We start from the raw sequence: 23,842 nt of genomic DNA, 5'->3' as shown, positions 1-23,842 counted from the left end.
GATAGCCATGCGTATTAGCAGCGTTACCATGTTTGACCAAAGCACGGCGTCAATGAACCGTCAGCAGAGCGACTTTTTAAAAGTCAGCCAGCAAATTGCCAGCGGTCGCCGCGTTGTTAACCCCTCGGATGATCCCCAAGCCGCCTCGCGTGCCGTGGGTGTTGACCAAGCAAAAGCGATCACCGAGCAATATGGTGATGCTCGCACCTCAGCGCGCAATTCGCTCGCGCAAACGGAAAGTATCCTCAATAGTACGAGTGATGCGATCACCAGCGCCAAAACGCTGTTGGTCCAGGCTTCAAGCGATACGCTTAGCGATGTCGACCGCGAGTCGATAGCCAGCGAGCTGAAAGGCGTCTACGAGACCATGCTAGGCCAGGCGAATGCGACGGACGGTAACGGCCGTTATTTGTTCGGCGGTTATAACGATGGCAATCCGCCCTTCGTCAAACAGGGTGATGCGGTAGAGTATCAGGGCGACCAAAATACTCGGGAACAGCGCGTTGACTCATCACGCTTAATGCCGGTGACCGAAAATGGCGCTTCAATCTTCCAAAGCGTGCCCAACAGTGCGGGCTATGTGGCAGAAGCCAATAGTGATAATGCTGGCAACGTGACGTTTGGGGGCCCGCACGTTGCAGATGTAAACAATGACGGCTATGGCGATAGCTATCGTATTCAGTTTGATGAGGATGGTGTTGGTGATCCCACCTACAGCATCGAGACCTTTGACGAGGACAGTGATAGCTGGGTTGCCTACGATCCGGATAATGACGGTGCTTTTACCGATGCAGCCTATACCTCTGGCGAAAGTGTTTCCTTTGGTGGCATTAATGTTGACTTAAAAGGCGAGCCTGAAGTTGGAGATCAGATTCAGGTAGCCCAGTCAGGTAGTGCTCAGCGCGAACCTAATTTATTCCGCACCATGGAAGAAGCCATTCGTGTTTTAGAGAAACCCGCTGAAACCGAGTCAGACAAAGCGGATTTAAGTAATACGCTCAAGACCTCCATGCGCGATTTGGACAATAGCCTGGATAACGTCCTTACGGTACGTGCATCCGCTGGGGCGCGTCTCAATGAGCTGGATGTCATCGACGCAGTGGGCGATAACCGTAGTCTTAACTACGAGCAAACGCTGTCTGACCTGGTCGATCTTGACTACAACGAGGCGATTTCCGAATATAGCCTGCGCCAAATCGGCTTACAGGCCTCACAAAAAGCCTTTGTTGATGTGAAGGGTATGTCGCTGTTCGACTACCTGTAACCTCAACTGAACAAGCCTGCTTCGATAAAAAGCCCTTTGCCATCGGCAAAGGGCTTTTTAATTATTGATACTAAGATAGCGGGGCCAGGGTTTCGATTAGGCTTTGCATAAACTCAAGCCCTTGGCTGAACAGTCGTTGTAAAAACCGTTCGATATCGGTCATTAGCACCATCAATAATAACAGTCCCACCGTTAGCGAGGTCGGGAAGCCGATGTTAAACACCGTTAATTGTGGTGCCGAGCGGTTCAGAATACCCAGCGCTAAATTGATGATCAATAGCGACCCTACCAGCGGTAGGGCAAGTAGCATGCCTGAGGAAAATATAGTGCCGGCATAGCGAGCTAGTAGTTCAAAACCGTTCGGATTAAGAGTGCCGACACCAACTGGTAAGGTTTGGAAGCCCATTACCAGCGTTTCTAACACCATTAGGTGGCCGTTCAGGGCGAGAAACATTAGCAGCGAGATCATATATAAAATCCGCGACAAGACCATGATATTGGTGCCGCTGGACATATCGAAAAAACTAGCAAACGCCAAGCCCATCTGCAGGCCGATAAATTCCCCGGCTGCCTGCACGGCGGCAAAGACAATATGCATGACCGAGCCAATCGCCAGGCCAATTAACACCTGCTCCACCATGATGCCAGCGCCCGCCCAGGACATCAGCGGCACATCGGGCATAGGGGGAAGAATAGGCGCGATCACCACGGCAATAACGGCGGCCAAGCTGATCTTTGCCTGATTAGGAACGCTCGAGTGCCCCCAAATGGGCGATGCCGCCATGAAGGCGGTGATGCGGGCAAACGGCCAAATAAATGCCACCAGCCATGCGTGTAGCTGGGCAAAGGTGACTTCAACCATTGGCTTACATCACCATGCTGGGAATATTGGTGAATAATCGATGGGTAAAATCGGTGATCAAGCCAAGCAACCATGGACCTGCCAAAACCAGGACGGCAAAGACCGCCAGAATTTTGGGGATAAAGGTGAGGGTCATTTCGTTGATTTGCGTGGCTGCTTGAAACAGGCTGATAATCAAGCCGGTAAACAAAGCGGCGAGCAGCATTGGGCCAGCGAGCAATAGCGTTACTCGCATGCCTTGATATGCAATCGTCATGACCATTTCAGGGGTCATTCTAGATCTCCATCGCCGTAATGACGGCTATATCATGTAGAAGCTTTCTGCTAACGAACCAACAATCAACTGCCACCCGTCAACCAGGACAAACAGCATAAGCTTAAACGGCAAAGAAATAGTGATTGGAGGTACCATCATCATACCCAGAGCCATCAGTGTACTGGCTACAACCAAGTCAATAATCAAAAAAGGAATAAAAATCGTAAAGCCAATTTGAAAGGCTGTTTTCAGCTCGCTAGTGACGTAAGCAGGCAGCAAAACCCGCATAGGCAGTTCGTCAGGACCCTGCATCGGGCCGATATCAGCGAGGCGTACAAAGAGCGCTAAGTCGGGCTCTCGCGTTTGTGCGAGCATAAATTCACGAAATGGCACCTGCGCTAAACGCAAAAATTCTTCGAAATTAATTGTTTCTTCGCTCAACGGTACCCAGGCGGTGTCATAGACCTCGGCTAGCACGGGCGACATAATAAAAAACGTCAGAAATAATGCGATGCCTAGCAGCACCTGGTTGGGTGGTGTTGCCTGGGTACCCATGGCAGTGCGCAATAGGCTCAGCACAATGATGATGCGCGTGAAGCTCGTCATCATCAGCAGCATGGAAGGTAGAAACGCCAGTGAGCTTAGGAATAACAGCGTCTGTAGCGACACTGACCACTGTTGACCGCCGTCTTCCATCGGCTGAGAGGTAATCCCAGGGAGTTCTTGTGCGTTGCCTATGAGTGGAAAAAGACACAATAGGCCTAGAACAATTAGCCATGGCCACCGCGAGATAAGCGGCCGATACAAGGATAAAGTCCTCATAGGGTACGGTCTATATCAGAAGGAGGTGAAGGAGCACCGCTGCGTTGCTGCTTCTTGCTGGTCAGATTATTGGTCAGTGCTTGGGAAAATCGCTTGGCAAAGCCAGATGGGGTCTGGGTCATATCGGGGGGAGGCGTGGCGGGTGCCGGTCGCTCATGCAGCTTAGTAATGCGCCCATTGCCAACACCTAATACCAACCAGGTATCCTCCACTTGCACGATCACAACGCGCTCACGGTTACCCACGGCGGTACTGCTGATCACCTGAAGCTGCCCGCCAGCACGTTTGGCGTGCCCAAGGCGCTTTAGAAGCGCCGTGCACAGCAAAATAATGGCGATGACTAATGCCAACGCCGCTGCGGTTTTGCCTAGCACGGCCATGCCGATCAGTGAGTCGCTGCCGCTGCTTAGCGCGTCAAGCGAGCTGCTTTGCGTTGAGGCGGAATCGCTCATCGGTTCAGTTTGTGAATGCGCTCAGAAGGCGTAATGATTTCGGTGATGCGGATACCATACTTATCTTCGATGACCACGACTTCACCTTGTGCAATCAAGTAGCCATTGATCAAGATATCCATGGGCTCGCCTGCTAGCCCCTCAAGCTCAATCACCGAGCCTTGGGCCAGTTCAAGTAGCTGTTTGATCGTCAGCTTTGTGCGGCCTAGCTCAACGGTAAGCTTGACCGGAATGTCCATGATCATTTCTAGGTCGCGGGACTGCGTGTCGCCTGTTTCCTGAGTCAGCGGACGGAACACATCGTCACTGGCCGCTTTGGCTTCACTGGCAGGCGCTTCCTCAGCTTCGCTGGCATCTTCTGCTGGCGCTTCTTCCTCGGCGGATTGCTGTTCTGCCATCGCTGCGGCCCAGGGATCTTCATCCTCGCCGTCGGCGGCCTCGGATGAGGCGGCTGTTTCTTCTTGCTCCTGTTCCGACATGGCAGACGCCCAGTCGTCGTCAGAGATGTTCTGATCGGGTTTATTAGGATCCGTCATGCTTTAGATTCCTTGGCTTTCTGTCGCGTAGACCCTTTAACGAAGTCGTTGGACGGTACATTGTTCATCGCGGCGTGATCAATCATACGCTTCACCCGCAGGGCGCGCTGCTGTCGTTGGCTACCGTATTCACACTCCATAACCGGTACGCCATCAACGTTGGCGGTAACGGTCGAGGGAATTTCCAACGGTAGTACGTCGCCTTTTTTAAGCCCCATTACGTGGGCGATACGGCTAGGTATCTGAGCAAATTCGGCTACCAGTTCGACTTCCGACTGACGCAATTCGCTGGCCATGCGTCGAGACCAAGTGCCGTCTTGGTCATGGTTACTGTCATTAATCGGGTTTGCCAGAAGGTCGCGCAGCGGCTCAATCATGGCGTAAGGCATGCAGACCTGGAAGTTGCTCGACAGGTTGCCTACCTCAATATTGAACTTGGTATTCACCACGATTTCGTTAGGCGAATTGGTGATGTTGGCGAACTTGGACTGTACTTCCGAGCGTAAGAAGCTGACTTCCAGGGGATATACTACTTTCCAGGCTTCTTGATAAGCATCAATCGCCAAGCTTAACAAACGGTGGATGATGCGCTGCTCGGTGTTGGTAAATTCGCGGCCATCCGATTTCGTTACAAAGCGCCCGTCGCCACCAAACAGGTTGTCTACCACCATGAACACCAAGTTGGGCGGAAAGACGATCAAACTAGAGCCACGCAACGGGCGCATTGAAACAATATTCAGGTTGGTCGGCACGGGCACATTGCGTGAAAAATCGCTAAAGCTCTGGTAGCGAACCGACTCAACGGTGATATCAGCGCTGCGTCGTATCAAATTAAACAAGCTCGTGCGGAAGTACCGCGCGAAGCGCTCATTAATAAAGTCTAAGGCGTGCAACCGCTCGCGAATGACACGATGCTGGGTAGATGGATCGTAGGGCTTTACCCGGGATTCATCCTGCGACTGGTCCGATGATGTCGACGACTCATCATCACCACTGACGCCTTTTAGTAGGGCATCAATTTCTTCTTGGGACAGTAGATCGTCCTGCGACATGAACGGCTCCAGTTCCCGAGATTATTGCACAATGAATTCAGTAAACAGTACTTCACGCAACTCAAGCGGTGGTTGGTTCTCATCGAAGGGCTCGCTCAGCCTCTCGTTGATAGCCGTCGCTAGTTGTTGCTTGCCTTCTGATGACGTTAGCTCGCCCGCTTCCTGACCTGATAGCACTGACAGCAACCGGCTGCGAACTTGTGGCATGTGTTCTTCCAATAATTCGCGCGTGTCTTCATCCTCTACGCGAAGGGTAATGCCGGTATATAGCAAGCGGGTACCATGACGATCATCGGCCAAATTGACGGTGAAGGGCTCGATGGTCAGAAACACCGGCGGCTGTGGCTCAGCGGTCTCTTCAGTGGTTTCTTCCGGATTATCCTCACGATCATCCAACACCATATAAATGGCGGCTGCCGCACCGGCAGAGGAGAGCAGCACTAAAATGATCATTATCCAGAGCAGTTTTTTTGGTCCGCCGCTTGATTCAGCCATTGGTCGTTCCCGTTATCTCCATGCGTGGCGTTAACGTGGCATTATGCCTAAAGCGCATGCTGGTGATGAAATGAACAGGCTCGCTTGGCGAGCCTATCTTTTGGCTTAGCTTCCAATGGCCACGCGATTTGTCATAGTCATGGAAGAAAGTATTGCCCTTATGGGTTACCGGTTAAGCGTACAGATCAACCCTGCCATCAAGCGCAATAGGCTTACTGGGCGCGTTGGAGGCTAAGTCGCCGCCTTCCTCACTAGCGTCGATATTAGGTTGGCCATTTGGCCCCGACTGCTGTTGCGCAACGCCTTGATCGCTAGATTCGTTCTGTTCGCCAACGGATGTTTCGCCGAGTGAAATACCTTGCTCTGCCAGCGCTTCACGCAGCTGCGGAATGGCTTGTTCGATCACTTGGCGAACCTGGGCGTGGCCGGATAAAAAGTGCGCTTGAGCACCCTGTTCGCCAACTTTTAACGAGATAGATAGCGGGCCAAGCTCGGCGGGATGTAATTGCATTTGCACAAGCTGGTCTCCCCCTCGCTGAGCGAACTGGACAAGCTGCTGACCCAATTGTTGAGGCCATGCTGGACTGGTCACCGGCGTGTTAACCGCAGCGGGTGTGGGGTTAGCGGCGCTACCTAAGCTCGAAGTAGGTGCTGACTGACTAATATTAGCAGACGCGAGGGCTTGGTTATTAGACTGACTGGCGTTATTCGAAGACAGCGTGTTGAGCAGCGTTTCCGAGGCGGAGCTGGGTAGCACCACGTTGGCTTTAGCCGATCCTTCTGCTGCTCGCCCTGATATATCGAGGGCATTAACCCAGGTATCCGGGCTACCGCGAGAGGATGATCGCGCATCGATCTGACTGAGCAGGCTTTCCGACCGCGACGCTTTGCTCGTGTCGCCAGATTGAGACGCCGCGCCTAATGCTTGGGCAATATCTCCCAGGGTTCGCGAAGATCCAGAAAGCTTGGTATCACCACCGTTACTCTGGTTCTGAGTGGCGACGAAGGCGCTAAGTAGGCTTACCAGTTGCTCAGCTTCGCCTTCCTCAATGCCTAGCTGCTCGGCAAGCTCGGCCGCAGTTGGTGCAGCGTCATCACCATCGCCAGTAAGGGGGGCGGTTGACTCGCTTGAGGGGTCGCTATAGCTGGCCATCAACGACAGACGCTGGGCGATTTCATCGAGTGTGGCATTCTTTAGATTGCCAGAGGCCTCAAGAATACTCATATCTTCGGGCATTGAGCCGCTATCGGCAGATGAAAAACGCGCCACCAATGCTTCCAGTGCCTCGGGGCTGATATCTAAGCCTAACGATTCTAGCCACGCCGAAAGCGATGTGGCTTCAGGCGTTGGGCTATTCGCCGTTTGGTTGCTTCCCGTCTGGTTTGAAGGAGAAGTGACCGCTGCGTTGGCAAGGCGCTGATGGGGCGAAGCAGAGGCCTGGGAAAGCGCCTGCTGGAAGAACCCACGCGCGCCGTCAGCCGTTGCGGCATTGCCCGGCTGGCTGCTGGTCGTTTGACCTTGCGTCGTTGAAAGCAACTGGTGAATATTCATACTCAGTTCCCTGGCACCGCTACTGCGGCGTCTCATTACGTTGGCGAGCCAAACGGCTAGTCACCAAATCGTCGTTGGTTTTCTGTTCATGACGCTCAAGGCGCCGATGCTCTTCCACTAACCGTCTTGAGGTCAGTGTATCGTAGGAAGACAGCTTACGCTGCTCTTGTTGCCAATGTTGTTGACGTTTTTGCACTCGCTTTTGCTGTGCTGCCAGCGTATGGCGGGCGCGTTCCAGCGCGGCATCCAGTGAGGCAAGAAATTGCTGATAGTTGTACATCGTAGCGGGGTCAATGCCGTCACGCATGGCCAGCTGTAAACGCTCGGCGTATTCGGCGCGGTAGCGATTGAGCGAGTGCAATTGCGCGGTAGTCTGTTGCTCGCTTTGTCGCTCTTGGGCAAGGGCAATACCCGCTTGGTCCCGGGCTTCACGGGCTAAATCGGCAAGCATTTCTAACTGCGTCCGGCTCATGCTGACTCTCCAACCAAGGCGTTAAGGGCTTGTCGGGAAGCGTCGATGGTGGCGCTTTCGTTAATGTTTTGCTGTAAAAAATGCTCAAGCTCTGGAAACCTTCGCACGGCTTCATCAAGTTGTGGGTCATGGCCCGGTGTGTAAGCCCCTACGCTAATCAGGTCGCGGTTGCGCTGATAGCGAGAGAAATACTGCTTGAATACGCGTGACTGGCGCTGCTGAGCCTCGTCGGTGATAGCCGTCATTGCGCGGCTGATCGACGCTTCGATGTCGATAGCCGGGTAGTGCCCCGCTTCGGCTAGCGTCCTTGATAGGACGATATGGCCATCAAGAATCGCCCGGGCAGAATCCGCAATTGGATCCTGCTGATCGTCACCCTCGGTTAACACGGTATAAAACGCGGTGATTGAACCGCCACCGCGCTCTGCGTTACCCGCTCGCTCAACCAGGCCGGGTAGTTTGGCAAACACTGACGGTGGGTAGCCTTTGGTGGCAGGGGGCTCGCCGATCGCCAGGGCAATTTCACGCTGCGCCATGGCAAAGCGGGTTAACGAGTCCATGATCAGCAGCACGTTACGGCCTTCGTCGCGAAACCCCTCGGCCAGGCGCGTTGCGTACGCAGCCCCCTGAAGGCGCTGAAGAGGGGAAGTGTCAGCAGGCGCTGCAACCACCACGGCGCGACGCTGACCTTCGGGGCCAAGAATATTGTCAATAAAATCCTGTACTTCTCGCCCCCGCTCGCCGATAAGGCCGACCACGATGACGTCCGCCTTGGTATAACGTGCCATCATGCCCAAGAGCACCGATTTACCCACCCCTGACCCGGCGAACAGGCCCATGCGCTGGCCTCGACCGACGCTTAGTAGCGCGTTTATCGAGCGGATCCCTACATCTATTTGGGTGTCAATCGGTGCGCGGGACAGCGGGTTTAACGGTGGTGTAGTGAGCGTGGCGCGCGGGGTGTCTTCAAGGTATTCGCGATCATCAAGCGGGTTGCCGTTGCCGTCGAGTACTCGGCCTAACAGTTCTTCCCCGATGGGGAAGCGGCGAGCGCTGTGGCCGCCTCCGTCGCTAAGTGGTGATACGCGGGCGCCAGGCATCAGCCCTGAGATCTGCTCAAGCGGCATTAGGAATAGCTTGTCGCCGGAGAAGCCGACGACTTCTGCTTCGGCGTAAGGGGCGTGTTGAGCCACCTGTGCATCACTTTTAGGCAGCTCGATTTTACAGGCACTACCGACGGCAACCCGCAGCCCGACGACTTCAACCACCATGCCGGTCGCGCGCACAACGCGGCCACTGGTGCCCACCCGTGAAAGGGTGCTGACCCGCTGTGTGGTGCGGCGGATCGCTTTTTGCCAGTGGTGTTGATGGGGGCAGGTGGTCGTCATCGTAGCACCTAAGAAGCCGACGGCTTGGATGAGCTGGATTGGCGCTTACGCGCTTGGGCTTGCACCGCTTGCCAGCGGCTTTCGAACGTCGCATCTAGTTCGCCTTGGGCGCTGGTGACTCGGCATCCACCGCGGGCCAACTGGTCATCGGGTTGCAGCTTCCAGTTGGCGGCTTCCAGTTCGGCGCCAAGGTGCTCTGCGACAAGCGCATGGTCGTCGGGGTTTAGCCATAGCCGCTGCTGGCCGACCAGCGGCGGTTCGGTATGCAGAAGCTCGCGTACCAGGGTCAGGATACGCTCTGGCGTTTCGTGTAAAGCCTCGGCGGCAAGCTGCTTGCCTGTCTCCGTCGCCAGCTCTACCAAATCATGGGCGATGGTGTCGTCAATTTGCGTGAGCGCTTCGGAAAACTGTTTGGCCAGCATGCCAAGCGGGGTCAGGGTATCTTTTGTTTGCTGGACCAGTTCCTGCTGGGCCTGCTGACGCCCTTCTTCGAGTCCCTTAGCCAAGCCTTCTTCATGGCCACGGGCAAGACCCGCCTGATAACCTTCTTCTTCGGCTTGCTGACGAAGCTTGTCGTACTCGGCTTGACGTGCCTCCGCTTCGCGTTGTTGTGCCTGCTTGGCAGCTTTTTGGGCCGCGTCAATTTTGCGCTGGTACGTCGACGTACTAGTTGGCGCCTGATTGTCGCCGGGGCCGGCCGGGCGAATGAGTTCGTCCATCTGCCAGCGCCGCCATTGGTGGTGACGATCAAATTGCGGTGATTGAGACTCAGACATACTCATCATCTCCACCCGCCAGGACGACTTCACCCGAGTCAGCTAAGCGCCGCACCACTTGCAGAATCGCCTTTTGTTCCGTTTCGACCTGAGACACGCGAATCGGCCCTCGTGCTTCCATATCTTCGCGGACCAGGTCGGCTGCACGCTGCGACATATTGCGCAGGAACTTGTCCACCAGGGCATCTTGTGCACCTTTGAGGGCCACCACCAACGAGTTGGTTTCGACTTCCTGCAGGACCATCTGAATAGCGCGGTTGTCCAGGTCGAGCAGGTTCTCGAACAAGAACATTTCGTCGATAATTTTTTGTGCCAAATCTTCGCTATGCGAACGTACAGTTTCGATGGCGGTTTCTTCTTGAGACGAATTCATCAAGTTGAGAATTTCTGCTGCTGTTCTTACACCACCCATTTTGCTGCGTTTGAGGTTTTGCCCATCCAGCATGCTGGATAGCACCTCGGTCAATTCCTGCAGGGCGGCGGGTTGAACGCCGCTGAAGGTCGCGATACGCAAGACGACGTCGTTGCGCTGTTTTTCCTCAAAGAGCTCAAGCACATCGGCCGCTTGATGGCGATCCAAATGGACCAAAATGGTGGCAATGATCTGTGGGTGCTCATCGCGAATGAGTTCGGCCACCATCGAAGCTTCCATGAGATTCAGCGTATCAATACCCGTGGATTCCCCGGTGGTTTCCAGGATATCTTCAATTAGGCTGGACGCACGTTCGCTGCCTAACGCTTTGGTGAGCACCGAGCGAATATGGTCGCTTGAGTTCAGGTTAAGGGCGACAAACTCTTCGGTTTCTTTATGGAACGCTTCGAGGACTGCCTTCATGTCTTCATGGGAGACTTGTTGAAGGCGTGTCATTTCCATGCTGATTGCTTGGACTTCCGAGGCGTTCATGTATTTAAACACTTCAGCGGCGCTATCTTCGTCCAGCGCGAGTAACAGGATGGCGCTCTTGCGAGCCCCTCCCATATTGGCCATTGCACTACTCATTGTTATTCATCCAGCTGCGCACAATCATCGCCACCATGCGGGGGTCCTCTTGGGCCATTTCACGCAGGTCGTTGAGGTTGTGCTCGTACAGTGATGTCTTGCGTCGACGTTTTGGCTTTTGATACGTCTCGTCATTGGCTGTGCTGTCGTCGTCTTCAGCTATGTCGTCATCATCATCACCGACCCGTGCCTGAAGCGCTGTGCCAGACGCGGCGGTCGCCATGACAGGTGATTCGGTGTAGCGCTTGATGAGCGGCCGTAGAATCAGCAGGTAAAGCAGCAGAGCGGCAAGCGCTACGAGTAGGTAGCGGCCGAGCTGTCCGGCGAGCTCCAGGGTGCCTTGGCGCTGCCACCACTCAGGCGCATCGCTCGTATCTTCTTCGATATCGGCAAATGGCGTATTCACTACATCGATTGCATCGCCACGCCCATCTGAGAAGCCCATCGACTGGCGCACCAAACGCTCAATCTGCTGAACTTCCTCATTCGAAAGAGGAACCTGTTCTGTCTCACCTTCGTCATTTGTGGTTTCACGGTAGTTCACTACCACCGCCGCTGTCAGGCGCTCGACGCGACCGAGGCGGTGCTGGATATGTTCAATGCTTCGATCAACCTCGTAGTTGACGACATCGTCTTGCTGAAGATTGCGGAGTGCCTCGTCAGGAGTCTCTTCGCCGTCTGCATCCTCGCCCTCTTCGTCGGGCTGATTGATGGGCGACGGCGCGACCCCCGGGGGAGTGTTACTAAGTGCGCCGGGGATGCCGGTGCCTAGCGGATCCTCCCCATCAAGAGAAAGGCTTAATTGACGGCTGCGCACGGCCGCTTCGTTGGGCGGTTGATTAGGCCCATAGCGTTCTGAGGTTTCTTCCCGCTGGGAGAAGTCCACCTGCGCGGCTACCTGGGCACGCACGTTTTCCTCGCCCAGGATCGGCGCCAGGATATGCTCAATGCGCCGTTGATAAGAACTTTCAACTTCGGCCAAGTATTCCAGTTGGCTACCGTCAAGATCGTTATTGCCTCCGCTGTCTGCCGACAGTAAGCGGCCATTCTGGTCGACCACCGACACGTCTTCGGGAGACAGTTCAGGAACACTGCTCGATACCATGTGAACAATGGCACTAACCTGGCCATCGCCAAGTACGCGGCCCGGTAGCAATGTCAGCACCACCGAGGCTTTAGCGGGCTCCCGGTCACGGATAAAAACCGATGGTTTGGCCATCGATAAGTGAACGCGCACGCCCTCGACAGGTCCCAATGATTCAATCGAGCGGCTAAGCTCACCCTCTAAGCCGCGTTGATAATTGACTTGTTCGGCAAATTGGCTAACCCCGAAGGCTTGGTTGTCCATGAGCTCAAGGCCCACGTTGCCGCCTTGCGGTAGCCCTTGTTCGGCAAGATAGAGGCGCAGGGGATGCACTTGGTCGCTCGGCACCATTAAGGCTTGGCCGTTTTCACTGAAACGGTAGGGCACGCCTCGGCCGTCGAGTTCCGTGATGATACGGCCGCCATCGGCCTCATCAAGGTTGTTATACAGGACGCGATAATCAGGGCTGCTGGCCCACATCATCAGGGCAGCCACCACCGCAATCGATGCAGCCCCGGCAATCAATAACGCGACAATAGGGTTGCCGCGCAACTGCGAAAGCACGCGTTCAGCAAATGGAGTTTTCGTATTATCACCGCCTGCGCTGCCACGCGTGGAGGTGTTCGTCTGACGGCCTGCCGTTGCACCCGCTTCGCTCATGAATCCCTCCATTGGGACAAGCAAAACAAGTTCCGGCCCAGGCGCATCACCAAAGAAGGCATAGGCTATATCCGTCGATCGCGGTTATCCGCCGAAAAGATGAGGCGAAATTATGATGAACGCTATTATCCGGTGGCTGGGCAAGCCTAAAGGAACGAAAAGCTTGGCTTTTTGTGCGTAATTGTCCGTATGAGCTTTGTCATACTAGTGCTAGGCTTCACCCATTCAGCCATTTTACTGATTGAGGCGTACACATGAGCACTCCTGCAATACAGGCAACGCTGCAGCAAATGCAGGGGTTAGCCAGCCAAGCGGCAAACCAGCCAATGCAAAGTGGCGCACTTACTCAGTCGGCAGGGCATGGCAGTTTTGGCGGTGAGTTGCAGGCGTCCATTCAGCGAATCAATCAGCTAAAGCTGGATGCAAATAACAAAGCGATGGCCTTTCAGGCGGGAGATCCTGATGTCGAATTAGGCGACGTCATGGTCGATATGCAGAAGGCGAGCGTTGCTTCTCAAATGGGGTTGCAGGTGCGCAATCGGCTAGTGTCCGCTTACCGTGATGTTATGAATATGCAGGTGTAACCCTATAACGCAATCTTTGCGCAACGCCCTTTGTTTCCTGGATTCTGTGTCAGTGGTTCAAACCTCTAGAGAGACAAACTTGCCGCGCATATCCTGTAGCTGTTCGGCAATGCGGATGACTTCCTCTGCGGGAATCTGGCGAATAACATCACCTGAATTGCGGTCAACGACACGAGTAATGACCCTTGATGAGTTCTCGCTGATTTCAAACTCTATCCCACGCTCTCGCATAACCTCGTTGATGCGTTGGACCGGTTCTACGAGCTCCCCCGCGGTGGGTGTACTCTGTTGAGCCTCGCTGAGTTGGCTTCCGGGCGCGGGCAGATTCTCTAGCACTTCGTCAAGACGCTGGCGCGGCGACAGCGTGTTTAGCTGAGCTGTTTGGACGCGGTTAATGGCATCAATGTTAGATGAGTTCATCGTGCGTATTCCCCTATTTTTAATGTTTGCCTTTGACTGCTAGCGCCCCCGCAAGTGAGTGCCGCTGGCAGTTGGCTTTTTTGGAACTACGTTTTTTAGTGCGATTTACAGATATCTACACTAAAGATATCGGCGCAGAGATCGATAACTTTAGGATATTGATCGTTATGCTGTTGGGTAAGTTAACTTTGCCGCCCTGCTTAGCATAGACGATATACGCAACGTCGCACGAAAGCGTGGTGAAGCATCCTAGTTGCTCTCGGCTTCTGGTATTCTGCATCGCTTTGCGCATAACACGCTGATGCAATGGGGAAGGTGAGGAGAGCATGGTGGCCCACGAAGAAGAATACGAACGAGTCGCGAACCCTGTCGCGGTAGCATCGTTGCTGGATACGTTGGTGGAAGGCGGCGGTACGTCGCTATGCTTGGAGGGCGGTGAAGGGCGACCAGAGCCCATTGTGCTGATGGAGCAGCACCCTGACCAGGCGCTAGTGCTGGATCTTTCCTCGGTGGACTATCTGCTTGGTCAGCTTCAGGGCGGCGCGTCTTTTTACCTGACTGGCGAGGCGCAGGGTAAAATGTTGCGCACGCCGATGCTCTCGCTAACCGAAACCCGCCGCTCTGGCGGGCGTTTTTTATGCTGCAGTGGCTACCCGGCGTATCTGGATGTGCTCCAGCGACGTGAGGTCTTTCGTGCCGAGTTGCGCATAGGCATGCCGGTGGTCGCTATGGTCAGTGTGCCTGGCCAAGACGCTATCCAAGGTGAGCTGCGAGACTTGTCTCAGCGTGGCTGCCAGCTTGAGTTGCCGATGACTGCCAGCGGGGTTTTGGCCACAACGGAAGTGCCTTTGACGCTCTCCTTTGAGTTTCCCGATGGCACACACTTTGAAATCCAAGCCTCTGCACGCCACCGGCGTCCCGACCCTGAGCGCAACCTGCTGCGGGTGGGCTTTCATTTTGGTGCGTGTAGCCCCGAGCAGGAGCGTCAGATCTGGTACTTCGTGTGTGAAATCGAGCGTGAGTCGTCGCGCTATGCAAAAGAGCATCAGGATGAGCGCCAGCCCTCACCGCTGTTTACTTCCCCCGCGGGTCGAGCGAATGCCAGTGAGCATATCGGGCGACGCGACCTGAAGCGCTACGCCACTCCAACGGCGCGGCGACTGGTTAAAATTGCTGCGTTTTTGGATGGACAGATGCTGGCGCTGCAACAAGGCAGCGATATCGATTCGCGCCAACTCTCCCTTTACGCCGACCGGTTGATGGATCTGCATGAGGAGGACCGTGAAGCGCTGCTTTTTGCTTGTCGATGCTTGTCGCCTGAGCCGTTACTGGTTCGTCACGGCATATCAGTGGCGGCCCATCTGCTGGATTTAGTGGGCGCCAGTATGCCGCGTGATCTTCGTAAGGCGGTGGTTGCCAGTGGCTTAGTACACGATTTAGGCAAAGCGTTGGTGCCGCAGGTGTTATTTAAAGCCGCGAATTTCGAGGCAACGCACCGGCAAGCGTTAAGCGAGCACGTTCCGCTTTTATTGGAGCGACTGGAGAGCTGTCAATGGCTATCTTCCAGCATCGCATCTGCCGTAGTGGGGGGCATCAATGAGCGCATGGACGGCAGCGGCTATCCAAATGGTGTTACTGGTGAATCGTTAAACGAGCTGGCCAAAGCCAGCGCGATTGTAGATGTCGTGGAAGCCTTGCGGCGTGACCGCAGCGACCGCCCCGCTAAAACCGCACAGCAAATTTATCGCCACTTGTTAAGCCATCCCCATCAGTTCGATCCGCGCTGGATCAAACGCTATATCGAGCACTTTAAAGCCTTGCCGGTGGGCGCCTTGGTGCGCTTCTCCAATGAGCAGTTGGCGTGGGTGTTGCGCGTTGATGAGCGGGGCAGCCCAACTGAGGTTTGTATGGCGATGTCAGCGAGTGCGCCAATGCGGGATAATTTAGGCAGGACAATACGCGGCAATGTCGTTGAGAAGCTGGGTCGGCCGGTGAGTGAAGTTGCGGTCTCGACCTAGTTGTCATCTCGGCTGAAAGGCTCACATAACGCGCACTTGGCGAAGAAAACGCGCTAAAGCATTAAAGTCGTTAAGGCGCTCGCCGATAACTATTACAGGCAGGCAATCGCAGTGATTTGTCTGCTGGTAACTTGCTTTGTGGCTGACCGCATTGGCTAGCCACGCGATTAGGAGTATCACGTATGACGTACTCGCGCGGTGCTGCCGCCTATGGCCGGGGAGCCAACGCTTACGCAAGGGTTGGCGTTGAAAGCGGCGTGATGTCAGCTGATCCGCATCAGCTCATCGTTATGCTATTTGATGGGGCGCAAGCGGCTATTCGAGCGGCACGTATCCATATGCAATCGGCTAATACAGCTGAAAAAGGGCGCTCTATTTCAAAAGCGCTCGATATTGTTAATAACGGTTTGGCCGCTGCTCTTGATAGAGAGCAAGGCGGTGATATTGCTGAACAGCTGTCCTCTTTATACAACTACATCGCACGCCTGTTATTGAAAGCGAATTTGCGCAATGACGAGGCGAGTTTGGATGAAGCCGAGCGTCTGCTTGAGGATATTGCCTCAGCGTGGCGCGAAATTGGCCAACGGCAATCTGCATGAGGCACTAATGGCGGCTTCAACCACGGCGCAAGATAACGCTCAACAGACGCTCCTTGATACCTATGCGGCGCTGCTTGATAGCGTCATGCATATGCATCAGCTGGCCGATAAAGACCAGTGGGCAGAGCTGATTGATCAGCGCACCCACTACGTCCTTCTGGTCGAAAAGCTGCGTGAGCTGGACGCAGCGGTGACGCTCGACGCTACCGCGCAACAACACAAAGCGGAGCTTCTGGAAGCGATTCTGGAGCAGGACGTTGAAATCCGCCGACAGTTGATTGCGCGCCGTGACGAATTAGGGCGACTAATCAATGTGTCTCAACGGCAGCGTAGCTTACACCGCGCCTACGCCCCTCAGCAGGGCAGGGGCAGTGTGCCTGGCGATGATGACCAGATGTCGAGGTCGTCGTGAGCACCATTAATCCGTTGATCGATACCCTGCTCCATCAAGTGTTGGGGCGGCGGGGCGATGTGTCGAATCAACGGTTAATGGATCAGCCGATAAAGCCCATTGCGCCAGGAGAAGGCCCTCGTGCCTTGATGGGGGATGCACGGCTAGACGGTCGAGACCCTGCCTCTGCGGCGCTACGTGATACGGCGCTGCGTGATCTGAGGGGCCTGCCACTCCAGCTAGACGGTGGACGATTACCCCAGCGAGGCGACGCCCAAGCATTGCCTCCCGGCTCGACCCAGACGCATTTTAGCCCAGCGGCACGCAGTATTGCCGATGTATTGCTGCGCTTTCCTGCTCCCCCCACCGTCATGCGCGCAGAGGCGCCGCTGATGAATACCGCCGAGCCGGCGTCGTCAGCACAGTTGGCGAGTCGGCTTGAGGCCAGCGTGCGCGACAGCGGACTATTTTATGAGGCGCACCTCAAACGTTGGTTTCAAGGGGATACCAGTCGTCAGCAACTGCTTAGAGAGCCGCAGATGCAATCTGGTCCGCGGGCCTCGGTTCCCACGCCTTTGGTCTCCACAGCGTTGGGCATGGGCGTTACGCCTCAAGGGCCGGGCAGCGGGCTGGGAGGGCAAGGCGTAGTGCCCAGCGGTACCGCGCCACTGCTGGTGGCATCGCCGAGCAGTGCGACCATTTTACCTAATACCCCTTTAATACCCGCCGCAAGTGAGTCTGCGGCGGCGCGAGTGCCAGCGGCCAATGCGCAACCTGCGACCCCGCCACCCTCAGCAGGACCCGCGTTACTTAACGCCGCCGAGGTCGCAACGAATGCCAAAGAAGCACAGCAAGCGAGCATTGATGCGCGTCTAGCTCGCGACACGCTTGATATCATGCCCAACCGGCAGCCTCGCGAGGTGGTCCATGAAAGCTTACAAAGCCTGGTGCGTCAGCAGCTGGAAATGCTGGTAACGCCGACGATTCGTTGGGAAGGCGACGTATGGACGGGCATTTTTATGGCGCTGGTGATTAATCTGCCAGCCCGCGGGCAATCCCAGGAAGGCGAGGAAGAGCAGGAGGCCGCTGAAGATAGCTGGCAGTCCGATATGCAGCTTGATGTGCCCGGTTTCGGCGCCTTCAGCGTATCGCTACGGCTTTATCGGGGCGCATTGAGCATTGACCTAACCGCCACTGAAGCGCAGGTGCATCAGCGTTTGGAGGCGGGTTTGCCCTCACTGGAAGCGCGCTTGGAGGCGTTAGATCTCCGTAAGGTGCAGGTGCGTGCGCGTTACGTCGAGGAGGTGTCGGATGTCATCGGATGAATCTCGACGCCAGGCGGTGGCCTTGGCCTATCAAGACCATGATCGTGCGCCCCGGGTAGTTGCCAAAGGCTATGGTGAGTTGGCCGAACGGATTATGGCTGAGGCGCAGCGGCAGGGTATTTATGTGCATGATGCGCCTGAACTTGTGGGGCTGTTGATGCAGTTGGATTTAGATGCGGAAATTCCCGCTAATCTTTATCAAGTTATTGCCGAACTATTGGTATGGGTATTTGAGTTATCGGAGGCTGGGCTTACTAAGCGTGAAAGCGCTGAGTAGCCAATACAAACGTTGTATGCAACCATGACTTTGGGGTAGTACAAAGTCATCCAGGGCGCTCGTACAACAGTAATGAAAGCGCCTGTGTCGTTCGATAGGCCACTATGAGTCAAACCAGCTTTCTCGATGAAATACAGGAAATAAATTTAGCGTATTTGCTGCTTGCACAACGCTTGTTAACTGAAGACCGTGAAGCCGCTATGTTCCGCCTCAAAGTCGACGGCGAAGTGGCGGACCTGATCGTATCGCTCAATGCACGGCAGCTGACGAAGCTGGCGCGGACCAACCAGTTGATCTGCCGGTTCGGTCAGGCCAGCGTCGAGCGACTGCAACAGGTGACAGACAACCCGCGTGATCAAGGTCTCGCAAGTCTGCACACATCGCTGCTACTGGCTGGAGAGGGGTATGAGTCGATGCCGCCGGAGGACAGCACGTGAGTCAAAAAAGCTTAGTAGACGAAATGCACCAGGTGCAGCTCGCTATTGAGCTGATTGAACTGGGTGCAAGGCTGCAGGTGCTGGAGACTGAAACGGAGCTCAGTCGAACTCGCCTGATCAAACTGTACAAAGAAGTAAGAGGGATGTCGCCACCGAAAGGCATGCTGCCGTTTTCGACCGATTGGTTTATCACGTGGCTGCCTAACATTCACTCTTCGTTGTTTTACAACATGTACTTAAGCCTTGTGAAAGTGGCTGGCTGCGAGCGAATTGACGCCTTTGTGAAGGCCTATAGATTGTACGGCGAGCAGATTGATGTTGATGGCGTCGAGCCGGTTTTAGGTTTGACCCGCGCGTGGACACTGGTGCGGTTTTTTGAGAGCGACCTGCTTCAACTGACGCCCTGTACCCGCTGCGGCGGGCATTTTGTCGCCCACGCCCACAGCCCGTTACACGATTATGTGTGCGGTATTTGCCAGCCACCTTCCCGGGCAGGCAAAACGCGGCAAATGTGTAAGCCAGCGTCGAAAGCGACGTGATTTTTTGACGCAACGGTGCGTGGTTGGTTCCGTTACAGACCATTGAAATAGTGAAGGACACTGCTTGTGCTGATCCTCTTAGGTTACATCGTTGTATTGCTTTCGGTATTCGGTGGCTATGTGCTGGCGGGCGGCAGTATGGGGCCGCTGTTTCAGCCGCTGGAGCTGTTGATGATTGGTGGTGCCGGCATAGGGGCATTTCTTGCCGCTAACAACGGTAAAGCGATCAAGGCCACCTTCAAAATCATGCCGAAGCTGAAGCGCACCAAAAAGTACAACAAAAACATGTATATGGAGTTGATGGCGCTGCAGTACAAGCTACTTTCCAAAATTCGTCGTGAGGGCATGCTGGGGATCGAACGGGATATCGATAACCCGCAGGAAAGCCCGCTATTTCAAGAGCACCCCACGGTGTTGGCTGACCCACATATCATGGACTTTTTAACCGACTACCTGCGCCTAATGGTCAGCGGTGGCATGGAGCCCATGGAAATTGACGAGTTGATGCTCCACGAAATTGAGGCGTTTGAGCAGGAAGCCCATATCCCTATTGATGCCATCGCCAAAGTCGGCGATGCGATGCCCGCCTTTGGTATCGTGGCGGCGGTGATGGGAGTGGTGAAAGCATTGACCTACGCTGATGCTGGCCCAGAGCAAATGGGGGAAATGATTGCCCACGCGCTGGTGGGGACATTTTTAGGCATTTTATTGGGTTACGGCTTTATCAACCCCGTAGCCAGCACTATTGATCGGCAGGCGAAAGAAGCTGAAAAAATGCTCCAGTGTATTCGTGTCACGCTCTTGGCGAGCCTCCACGGCTATGCACCCCAGTTGGCCGTGGAGTTTGGTCGTAAGGCGCTGCATAGCACGGAGCGGCCCACCTTTAACGAGCTAGAAGATTACGTACGCGACGCAAAAAAGGCTGGTAGTGCATGAGTGCGGCGGGAGATAAGCGCCCGATAATTATTCGGCGCAAAAAAGTCGTGCATGTGCATCACGGTGGCGCATGGAAAATTGCCCTTGCCGACTTTATGACCGCGCTCATGGCGTTGTTTCTGGTGCTGTGGATACTCAGTGTTTCCAGCGACGAAGAGCGCCAGGGTGTCGCTGAATACTTCAGTACGCCGCTGACGACCGCGATTACCGGCGGGGATCGCTCGGGCAGCACGAGTGCTATTCCTGGTGGCGGGCCTGACCCGACGCATAGCGATGGTGAGCGCGCACGTATTGATTTAATGCAGGCGACGCGCCCGAGTCAGCAAGAGCGGCGTTTTTTCATGGAGGTACAGGAACGCATTGAGCGCGCCATTGAACTCGACCCTGAGCTACGTCAGTTGCGTTCACAGCTGCGTTTCGACCTGACGCGCGAGGGTCTGCGTATCCAGGTTCTGGATACCGAACAGCGTCCAATGTTCGAGTTGGGCAGTGACCAAGTGGCCCCCTACATGCGCAACCTTTTACGGACCATTGCGCCGCTGCTCAATGAGTTGCCCAACGACCTGAGTATCGGTGGTCACACGGATAACGTGCCTTATGCCGGGGGCTATCGTGGGTATAGCAACTGGGAGCTGTCGAACGACCGAGCCAACGCCTCCCGCCGCGAGTTGGTCGCGGGAGGGCTTGATCCAGATCAACTGTTGCGCGTTTCCGGCTATGCCGATCGGGTACTGCTGCCCGACACTGAGCCCGACGATCCGATTAACCGTCGCATTGAGCTGATCGTGTTATTACCCGAAATTGCCGAGGCCATCCGTAATCCGGTGGTAATGGAGACCGATGTTTCCACGGTGCTATCAGAAACTGCGGAAGACGGCGGCGGCATACCCGATGATGCTCCACCCGCAGAAAATCCGGAACAAGTGATAGACCCGGAACAAGCGCTAGACATAGAACAACCAGACTTAGAACAAGAGGCAACGAGTGCCGAATGACGCTGCGCTCGTGCTAATACTTTGACGTGAAGGTAGGGGATGGTGCATGGATATAGCTGATTTTTTTGACACCTTTTTTGAAGAAGCTGAAGAGCTGCTGGCGGACATGGAGCAGCATCTGCTGGAGCTGGATGTTGATAATCCGGATAGCGAGCAGCTCAACGCCATTTTCCGTGCCGCACATTCGATCAAAGGGGGCGCAGGCACCTTCGGGTTCAGCGTGCTTCAGAAGACAACGCATATCCTCGAAAACCTGTTGGATTACGCGCGTAAAGGGGAGCTGGCGCTGCGGGCTGACCTCGTTGATACATTTTTAGAGGCCAAAGATATCATGCACGAGCAACTCAATGCCTACCGCAACGAGGAAGAGCCTGATCAAGAGACGTACGAGCGGATTTGTCAGACGCTTCAGCAAATCGCCCTGGAAGAAATTGGCCAGCAGTTGGATGCGCCTGCCGAAACAACGCCGCTGACGAGCACGCCCGCGCCTGCTGAGGCCGCCTCCGTCGAGGAAGAAGCGGCGGACCATGCCGCCGAAGGCCAACTGAAGGTTGCGCTGATTAACGTCGACGAAAAAGACCGGGTTCTGCTCGTCGAAGAGCTTGAGCAGCTGGGCGATATCCAATCCCAGTCGGGAGACGACAAACGCTACGAGGTCATTCTCAACGGGAGCGTGAGCGCTGACGATATTGAAGCGGTGATGTGCTTTATTATCGAGCCCAACCAGATCGACATTCAGCCGATTACCGCCAGCGCGGCAAGCCCACAAGCGCCCGCAGCGTCAGCAACCCCGCTGGCTGAACAGAAAACCCCAGCTGCACCCGCAGAAACCAAGACACCGGCGCCTGCCAAAGCGGCTGGGGGCGATGAACCGGCTAAGGGCAAAGCCAAGAAAGCCGCTGCAGAGACGTCGTCCATTCGTGTATCGGTGGATAAGGTCGACCAGATTATCAACTTAGTCGGCGAGTTGATCATTACCCAGTCGATGCTTGACCAAACGGTGAGCGATTTGGATGACCAGTCGGTCGGCAATAGCTCGCTGCAAAACGGCATGAGCCTGCTACAGCGCAATGCCCGTGACCTGCAGGAATCGGTCATGTCGATCCGCATGATCCCCATGGAATTTGTATTTAGCCGTTTCCCCCGCGTCGTGCGGGATACTGCTGGCAAGCTGGGCAAAGAAATTGAGCTTATCACTGAAGGCAAATCCACTGAGCTGGATAAAAGCTTGGTAGAGCGGATTACCGACCCGCTAACACACTTAGTGCGCAACAGCCTCGACCACGGCATTGAAATGCCTGATGTGCGTGAGTCGATCGGCAAGCCGCGCACCGGCAAATTGACCCTGTCCGCCCGCCATCAGGGCGGCAATATCCTGATTGAAGTGCGTGATGACGGAGCAGGGTTAGACCGTGATCGCTTGCTCGCCAAGGCTAAAGAAAATGGTCTGAACGTCTCCGATACGATGTCGGACGAAGAGGTCTTTCAGCTAATCTTCGCGCCAGGTTTCTCCACCGCCAAAGAAGTCACCGACGTGTCGGGACGCGGCGTGGGCATGGACGTGGTCAAGCGTAACATCCAGGGTATGGGCGGGCGCGTTGAGATCCAGTCCAAAAAAGGTGAAGGCACCATTACCAGCATCGTGCTGCCGCTGACACTGGCGATTCTGGACGGCATGTCGATCAAGGTGGGCAGCGAAACCTTCATACTGCCGCTTTCCACCGTGCTGGAATCGCTGCAGCCCAGCAAGGATGACATGTATGCCATGGCGGGCGACGATGTGGTCCTCAAGGTGCGCGACGAGTACCTGCCGGTGATCGCGATTCACGAAGTGCTGGACGTTGAAAACGCCATTACCGATCCAACCAAAAGTATTGCGGTGATTGTGCAGGGCGAAGGTCGCCGCTACGCCATGTTGGTGGACGAACTGATTGGCCAGCAGCAGGTAGTGGTCAAAAATCTTGAAGACAACTACCGCAAGGTGCCCGGTATCTCGGCGGCGACAATTCTCGGCGACGGCAGCGTGGCACTTATTTTGGATATTTCCGGCCTGCATCGGCTAAGTCGGGCAAAAAAAGAGGCTGGCAAACCAGCCAATACTCAAACAATGTCTTTTTACAAGGAGTCTGAACCGTCATGAGCCAAGCAAACAACGGGGCAGTCCACGCGACTGAAGCAGATAATCGTGAATTTTTGGTGTTCTCGTTAGGCGACGAAGAGTACGCCATCGATATCTTGAAAGTTCAGGAAATTCGCGGCTACGAAAACGTAACACGCATCGCCAACGCGCCGGACTTTATCAAAGGGGTCACCAACTTACGTGGCGTGATTGTGCCGATCGTCGATCTGCGCATCAAATTCCACCTCGATAATGTTGAGTACGGTGGTCAAACCGTGGTGATCGTTGTCAATGTCGCGGATCGCGTCGTGGGTATCGTGGTGGACGGCGTGTCTGACGTGATGACGCTAACGCCCGATCAAATCAAACCTGCGCCTGAATTTGGTGTCACGCTATCTTCTGACTTCCTGAGCGGACTCGGCAGCCTGGAAGATCGCATGTTGGTGATCGTCGATATCGACAAGCTGCTGACGAGCGAAGAGATGGCTCTGGTAGACGGCGCGAGCCACCAGTAAGACTAACGGTTGGCGG

General features: G+C 55.1%; 27 protein-coding genes. 13 read left to right on the top strand and 14 right to left on the bottom strand.

What is annotated here, in order from left to right; translation table 11 throughout:
• The first annotated feature begins 7 nt into the window (after window positions 1–7).
• Window positions 8–1,264 (top strand): flagellar hook-associated protein FlgL, encoded by a 1,257-nt coding sequence (gene flgL, locus GA0071314_RS18090; protein ID WP_074397983.1) that lies wholly within the window; start codon window positions 8–10, stop codon window positions 1,262–1,264.
• Window positions 1,265–1,334: 70 nt separating this feature from the next.
• Here the strand turns inward: flgL and fliR are convergent, their stop codons facing one another.
• The 13 genes from fliR to fliF form a co-directional block, all read right to left on the bottom strand.
• On the bottom strand, window positions 1,335–2,126 hold the full coding sequence (fliR, locus tag GA0071314_RS18085) for a flagellar biosynthetic protein FliR (RefSeq protein WP_074397981.1): 792 nt from the start codon (window positions 2,124–2,126) through the stop codon (window positions 1,335–1,337).
• 4 nt (window positions 2,127–2,130) lie between these two features.
• Window positions 2,131–2,400: a flagellar biosynthesis protein FliQ gene (fliQ, locus tag GA0071314_RS18080; RefSeq protein ID WP_074397979.1), complete on the bottom strand. Its 270-nt coding sequence runs from the start codon at window positions 2,398–2,400 to the stop codon at window positions 2,131–2,133.
• 27 nt (window positions 2,401–2,427) lie between these two features.
• A complete protein-coding gene (gene fliP, locus GA0071314_RS18075) occupies window positions 2,428–3,204 on the bottom strand; it encodes a flagellar type III secretion system pore protein FliP (RefSeq protein WP_074397978.1) in 777 nt (258 codons plus the stop codon).
• A complete protein-coding gene (gene fliO, locus GA0071314_RS18070) occupies window positions 3,201–3,656 on the bottom strand; it encodes a flagellar biosynthetic protein FliO (protein WP_074397976.1) in 456 nt (151 codons plus the stop codon). The genes fliP and fliO overlap by 4 nt, the downstream gene beginning before the upstream one ends.
• Window positions 3,653–4,192 (bottom strand): flagellar motor switch protein FliN, encoded by a 540-nt coding sequence (gene fliN / locus GA0071314_RS18065; protein ID WP_074397975.1) that lies wholly within the window; start codon window positions 4,190–4,192, stop codon window positions 3,653–3,655. The genes fliO and fliN overlap by 4 nt, the downstream gene beginning before the upstream one ends.
• Window positions 4,189–5,244 carry a flagellar motor switch protein FliM gene (fliM, locus tag GA0071314_RS18060; protein ID WP_074397973.1) on the bottom strand — a complete coding sequence of 352 codons (1,056 nt, stop codon included), beginning with the start codon at window positions 5,242–5,244 and terminating at the stop codon, window positions 4,189–4,191. Before fliM ends, fliN begins: the two co-directional genes overlap by 4 nt.
• A 21-nt stretch (window positions 5,245–5,265) precedes the next feature.
• Window positions 5,266–5,739 (bottom strand): flagellar basal body-associated protein FliL, encoded by a 474-nt coding sequence (fliL, locus tag GA0071314_RS18055; RefSeq protein ID WP_074397971.1) that lies wholly within the window; start codon window positions 5,737–5,739, stop codon window positions 5,266–5,268.
• 172 nt (window positions 5,740–5,911) lie between these two features.
• Window positions 5,912–7,291, bottom strand: a complete 1,380-nt coding sequence (locus GA0071314_RS18050) for a flagellar hook-length control protein FliK (RefSeq protein WP_074397969.1) — start codon at window positions 7,289–7,291, stop codon at window positions 5,912–5,914.
• A 19-nt stretch (window positions 7,292–7,310) separates the two neighbouring features.
• On the bottom strand, window positions 7,311–7,763 hold the full coding sequence (fliJ, locus tag GA0071314_RS18045) for a flagellar export protein FliJ (RefSeq protein WP_074397967.1): 453 nt from the start codon (window positions 7,761–7,763) through the stop codon (window positions 7,311–7,313).
• On the bottom strand, window positions 7,760–9,151 hold the full coding sequence (gene fliI, locus GA0071314_RS18040) for a flagellar protein export ATPase FliI (RefSeq protein WP_074397965.1): 1,392 nt from the start codon (window positions 9,149–9,151) through the stop codon (window positions 7,760–7,762). Before fliI ends, fliJ begins: the two co-directional genes overlap by 4 nt.
• An 8-nt stretch (window positions 9,152–9,159) precedes the next feature.
• Entirely contained in the window at window positions 9,160–9,927 is a 768-nt protein-coding gene (locus tag GA0071314_RS18035; RefSeq protein WP_074397964.1) for a flagellar assembly protein FliH, read from the bottom strand.
• Complete coding sequence (gene fliG / locus GA0071314_RS18030) at window positions 9,920–10,927, bottom strand: flagellar motor switch protein FliG (protein ID WP_074397963.1); 1,008 nt, start codon at window positions 10,925–10,927, stop codon at window positions 9,920–9,922. The genes GA0071314_RS18035 and fliG overlap by 8 nt, the downstream gene beginning before the upstream one ends.
• Window positions 10,920–12,671, bottom strand: a complete 1,752-nt coding sequence (gene fliF / locus GA0071314_RS18025; RefSeq protein WP_074397961.1) for a flagellar basal-body MS-ring/collar protein FliF — start codon at window positions 12,669–12,671, stop codon at window positions 10,920–10,922. The genes fliG and fliF overlap by 8 nt, the downstream gene beginning before the upstream one ends.
• A gap of 254 nt (window positions 12,672–12,925) precedes the next feature.
• Between fliF and fliE the strand changes: the two genes are divergently transcribed.
• Entirely contained in the window at window positions 12,926–13,255 is a 330-nt protein-coding gene (fliE, locus tag GA0071314_RS18020; RefSeq protein ID WP_074397960.1) for a flagellar hook-basal body complex protein FliE, read from the top strand.
• Window positions 13,256–13,312: 57 nt separating this feature from the next.
• Here fliE and GA0071314_RS18015 read toward each other — a convergent pair whose 3' ends face one another.
• On the bottom strand, window positions 13,313–13,675 hold the full coding sequence (locus GA0071314_RS18015; RefSeq protein ID WP_074397958.1) for a flagellar protein FlaG: 363 nt from the start codon (window positions 13,673–13,675) through the stop codon (window positions 13,313–13,315).
• Window positions 13,676–14,001: 326 nt separating this feature from the next.
• Between GA0071314_RS18015 and GA0071314_RS18010 the strand changes: the two genes are divergently transcribed.
• From GA0071314_RS18010 to cheW, 11 genes are all read left to right on the top strand, one after another.
• A complete protein-coding gene (locus tag GA0071314_RS18010; RefSeq protein WP_074397956.1) occupies window positions 14,002–15,693 on the top strand; it encodes an HD domain-containing phosphohydrolase in 1,692 nt (563 codons plus the stop codon).
• A 182-nt stretch (window positions 15,694–15,875) separates the two neighbouring features.
• Window positions 15,876–16,292, top strand: a complete 417-nt coding sequence (fliS, locus tag GA0071314_RS18005; protein ID WP_074397955.1) for a flagellar export chaperone FliS — start codon at window positions 15,876–15,878, stop codon at window positions 16,290–16,292.
• A gap of 7 nt (window positions 16,293–16,299) precedes the next feature.
• Window positions 16,300–16,704 carry a flagellar protein FliT gene (fliT, locus tag GA0071314_RS18000; RefSeq protein WP_074397953.1) on the top strand — a complete coding sequence of 135 codons (405 nt, stop codon included), beginning with the start codon at window positions 16,300–16,302 and terminating at the stop codon, window positions 16,702–16,704.
• Window positions 16,701–18,008 carry a flagellar hook-length control protein FliK gene (gene fliK / locus GA0071314_RS17995; protein WP_074397952.1) on the top strand — a complete coding sequence of 436 codons (1,308 nt, stop codon included), beginning with the start codon at window positions 16,701–16,703 and terminating at the stop codon, window positions 18,006–18,008. The genes fliT and fliK overlap by 4 nt, the downstream gene beginning before the upstream one ends.
• A complete protein-coding gene (locus tag GA0071314_RS17990) occupies window positions 17,995–18,285 on the top strand; it encodes an EscU/YscU/HrcU family type III secretion system export apparatus switch protein (protein WP_074397950.1) in 291 nt (96 codons plus the stop codon). Before fliK ends, GA0071314_RS17990 begins: the two co-directional genes overlap by 14 nt.
• A 104-nt stretch (window positions 18,286–18,389) precedes the next feature.
• Window positions 18,390–18,722: a flagellar transcriptional regulator FlhD gene (gene flhD / locus GA0071314_RS17985; protein ID WP_074397948.1), complete on the top strand. Its 333-nt coding sequence runs from the start codon at window positions 18,390–18,392 to the stop codon at window positions 18,720–18,722.
• On the top strand, window positions 18,719–19,261 hold the full coding sequence (flhC, locus tag GA0071314_RS17980) for a flagellar transcriptional regulator FlhC (RefSeq protein ID WP_074397946.1): 543 nt from the start codon (window positions 18,719–18,721) through the stop codon (window positions 19,259–19,261). Before flhD ends, flhC begins: the two co-directional genes overlap by 4 nt.
• A 66-nt stretch (window positions 19,262–19,327) precedes the next feature.
• Window positions 19,328–20,197, top strand: a complete 870-nt coding sequence (motA, locus tag GA0071314_RS17975; RefSeq protein ID WP_074397944.1) for a flagellar motor stator protein MotA — start codon at window positions 19,328–19,330, stop codon at window positions 20,195–20,197.
• On the top strand, window positions 20,194–21,192 hold the full coding sequence (gene motB, locus GA0071314_RS17970; protein WP_082934295.1) for a flagellar motor protein MotB: 999 nt from the start codon (window positions 20,194–20,196) through the stop codon (window positions 21,190–21,192). Before motA ends, motB begins: the two co-directional genes overlap by 4 nt.
• 46 nt (window positions 21,193–21,238) lie before the next feature.
• Window positions 21,239–23,332: a chemotaxis protein CheA gene (gene cheA, locus GA0071314_RS17965; RefSeq protein ID WP_074397943.1), complete on the top strand. Its 2,094-nt coding sequence runs from the start codon at window positions 21,239–21,241 to the stop codon at window positions 23,330–23,332.
• Window positions 23,329–23,826 carry a chemotaxis protein CheW gene (gene cheW, locus GA0071314_RS17960; protein WP_074397941.1) on the top strand — a complete coding sequence of 166 codons (498 nt, stop codon included), beginning with the start codon at window positions 23,329–23,331 and terminating at the stop codon, window positions 23,824–23,826. Before cheA ends, cheW begins: the two co-directional genes overlap by 4 nt.
• Window positions 23,827–23,842 lie beyond the last annotated feature (16 nt).

The sequence above is a fragment of the Halomonas sp. HL-93 genome, from assembly GCF_900086985.1.
Classification (GTDB): domain Bacteria; phylum Pseudomonadota; class Gammaproteobacteria; order Pseudomonadales; family Halomonadaceae; genus Vreelandella.
Note: the sequence above shows the minus strand (reverse complement) of the source record. Positions and strands in the feature narration are given on the sequence as shown.

Bases quoted from the DNA above. Each gene is read 5' to 3' on its own strand.
- GA0071314_RS18015 (WP_074397958.1), bottom strand. From the start codon at position 13,675: ATGAACTCATCTAACATTGATGCCATTAACCGCGTCCAAACAGCTCAG.
- cheA (WP_074397943.1), top strand. From the start codon at position 21,239: ATGGATATAGCTGATTTTTTTGACACCTTTTTTGAAGAAGCTGAAGAG.
- cheW (WP_074397941.1), top strand. From the start codon at position 23,329: ATGAGCCAAGCAAACAACGGGGCAGTCCACGCGACTGAAGCAGATAAT.
- fliF (WP_074397961.1), bottom strand. From the start codon at position 12,671: ATGAGCGAAGCGGGTGCAACGGCAGGCCGTCAGACGAACACCTCCACG.
- fliG (WP_074397963.1), bottom strand. From the start codon at position 10,927: ATGAGTAGTGCAATGGCCAATATGGGAGGGGCTCGCAAGAGCGCCATC.
- fliT (WP_074397953.1), top strand. From the start codon at position 16,300: ATGGCGGCTTCAACCACGGCGCAAGATAACGCTCAACAGACGCTCCTT.
- fliS (WP_074397955.1), top strand. From the start codon at position 15,876: ATGACGTACTCGCGCGGTGCTGCCGCCTATGGCCGGGGAGCCAACGCT.
- GA0071314_RS18010 (WP_074397956.1), top strand. From the start codon at position 14,002: ATGGTGGCCCACGAAGAAGAATACGAACGAGTCGCGAACCCTGTCGCG.
- fliE (WP_074397960.1), top strand. From the start codon at position 12,926: ATGAGCACTCCTGCAATACAGGCAACGCTGCAGCAAATGCAGGGGTTA.
- GA0071314_RS18050 (WP_074397969.1), bottom strand. From the start codon at position 7,291: ATGAATATTCACCAGTTGCTTTCAACGACGCAAGGTCAAACGACCAGC.
- fliL (WP_074397971.1), bottom strand. From the start codon at position 5,739: ATGGCTGAATCAAGCGGCGGACCAAAAAAACTGCTCTGGATAATGATC.
- fliJ (WP_074397967.1), bottom strand. From the start codon at position 7,763: ATGAGCCGGACGCAGTTAGAAATGCTTGCCGATTTAGCCCGTGAAGCC.
- fliP (WP_074397978.1), bottom strand. From the start codon at position 3,204: ATGAGGACTTTATCCTTGTATCGGCCGCTTATCTCGCGGTGGCCATGG.
- flhD (WP_074397948.1), top strand. From the start codon at position 18,390: ATGAGTCAAACCAGCTTTCTCGATGAAATACAGGAAATAAATTTAGCG.
- motB (WP_082934295.1), top strand. From the start codon at position 20,194: ATGAGTGCGGCGGGAGATAAGCGCCCGATAATTATTCGGCGCAAAAAA.
- fliR (WP_074397981.1), bottom strand. From the start codon at position 2,126: ATGGTTGAAGTCACCTTTGCCCAGCTACACGCATGGCTGGTGGCATTT.
- fliN (WP_074397975.1), bottom strand. From the start codon at position 4,192: ATGACGGATCCTAATAAACCCGATCAGAACATCTCTGACGACGACTGG.
- fliO (WP_074397976.1), bottom strand. From the start codon at position 3,656: ATGAGCGATTCCGCCTCAACGCAAAGCAGCTCGCTTGACGCGCTAAGC.
- GA0071314_RS18035 (WP_074397964.1), bottom strand. From the start codon at position 9,927: ATGTCTGAGTCTCAATCACCGCAATTTGATCGTCACCACCAATGGCGG.
- fliM (WP_074397973.1), bottom strand. From the start codon at position 5,244: ATGTCGCAGGACGATCTACTGTCCCAAGAAGAAATTGATGCCCTACTA.
- fliI (WP_074397965.1), bottom strand. From the start codon at position 9,151: ATGACGACCACCTGCCCCCATCAACACCACTGGCAAAAAGCGATCCGC.
- GA0071314_RS17990 (WP_074397950.1), top strand. From the start codon at position 17,995: ATGTCATCGGATGAATCTCGACGCCAGGCGGTGGCCTTGGCCTATCAA.
- fliQ (WP_074397979.1), bottom strand. From the start codon at position 2,400: ATGACCCCTGAAATGGTCATGACGATTGCATATCAAGGCATGCGAGTA.
- flgL (WP_074397983.1), top strand. From the start codon at position 8: ATGCGTATTAGCAGCGTTACCATGTTTGACCAAAGCACGGCGTCAATG.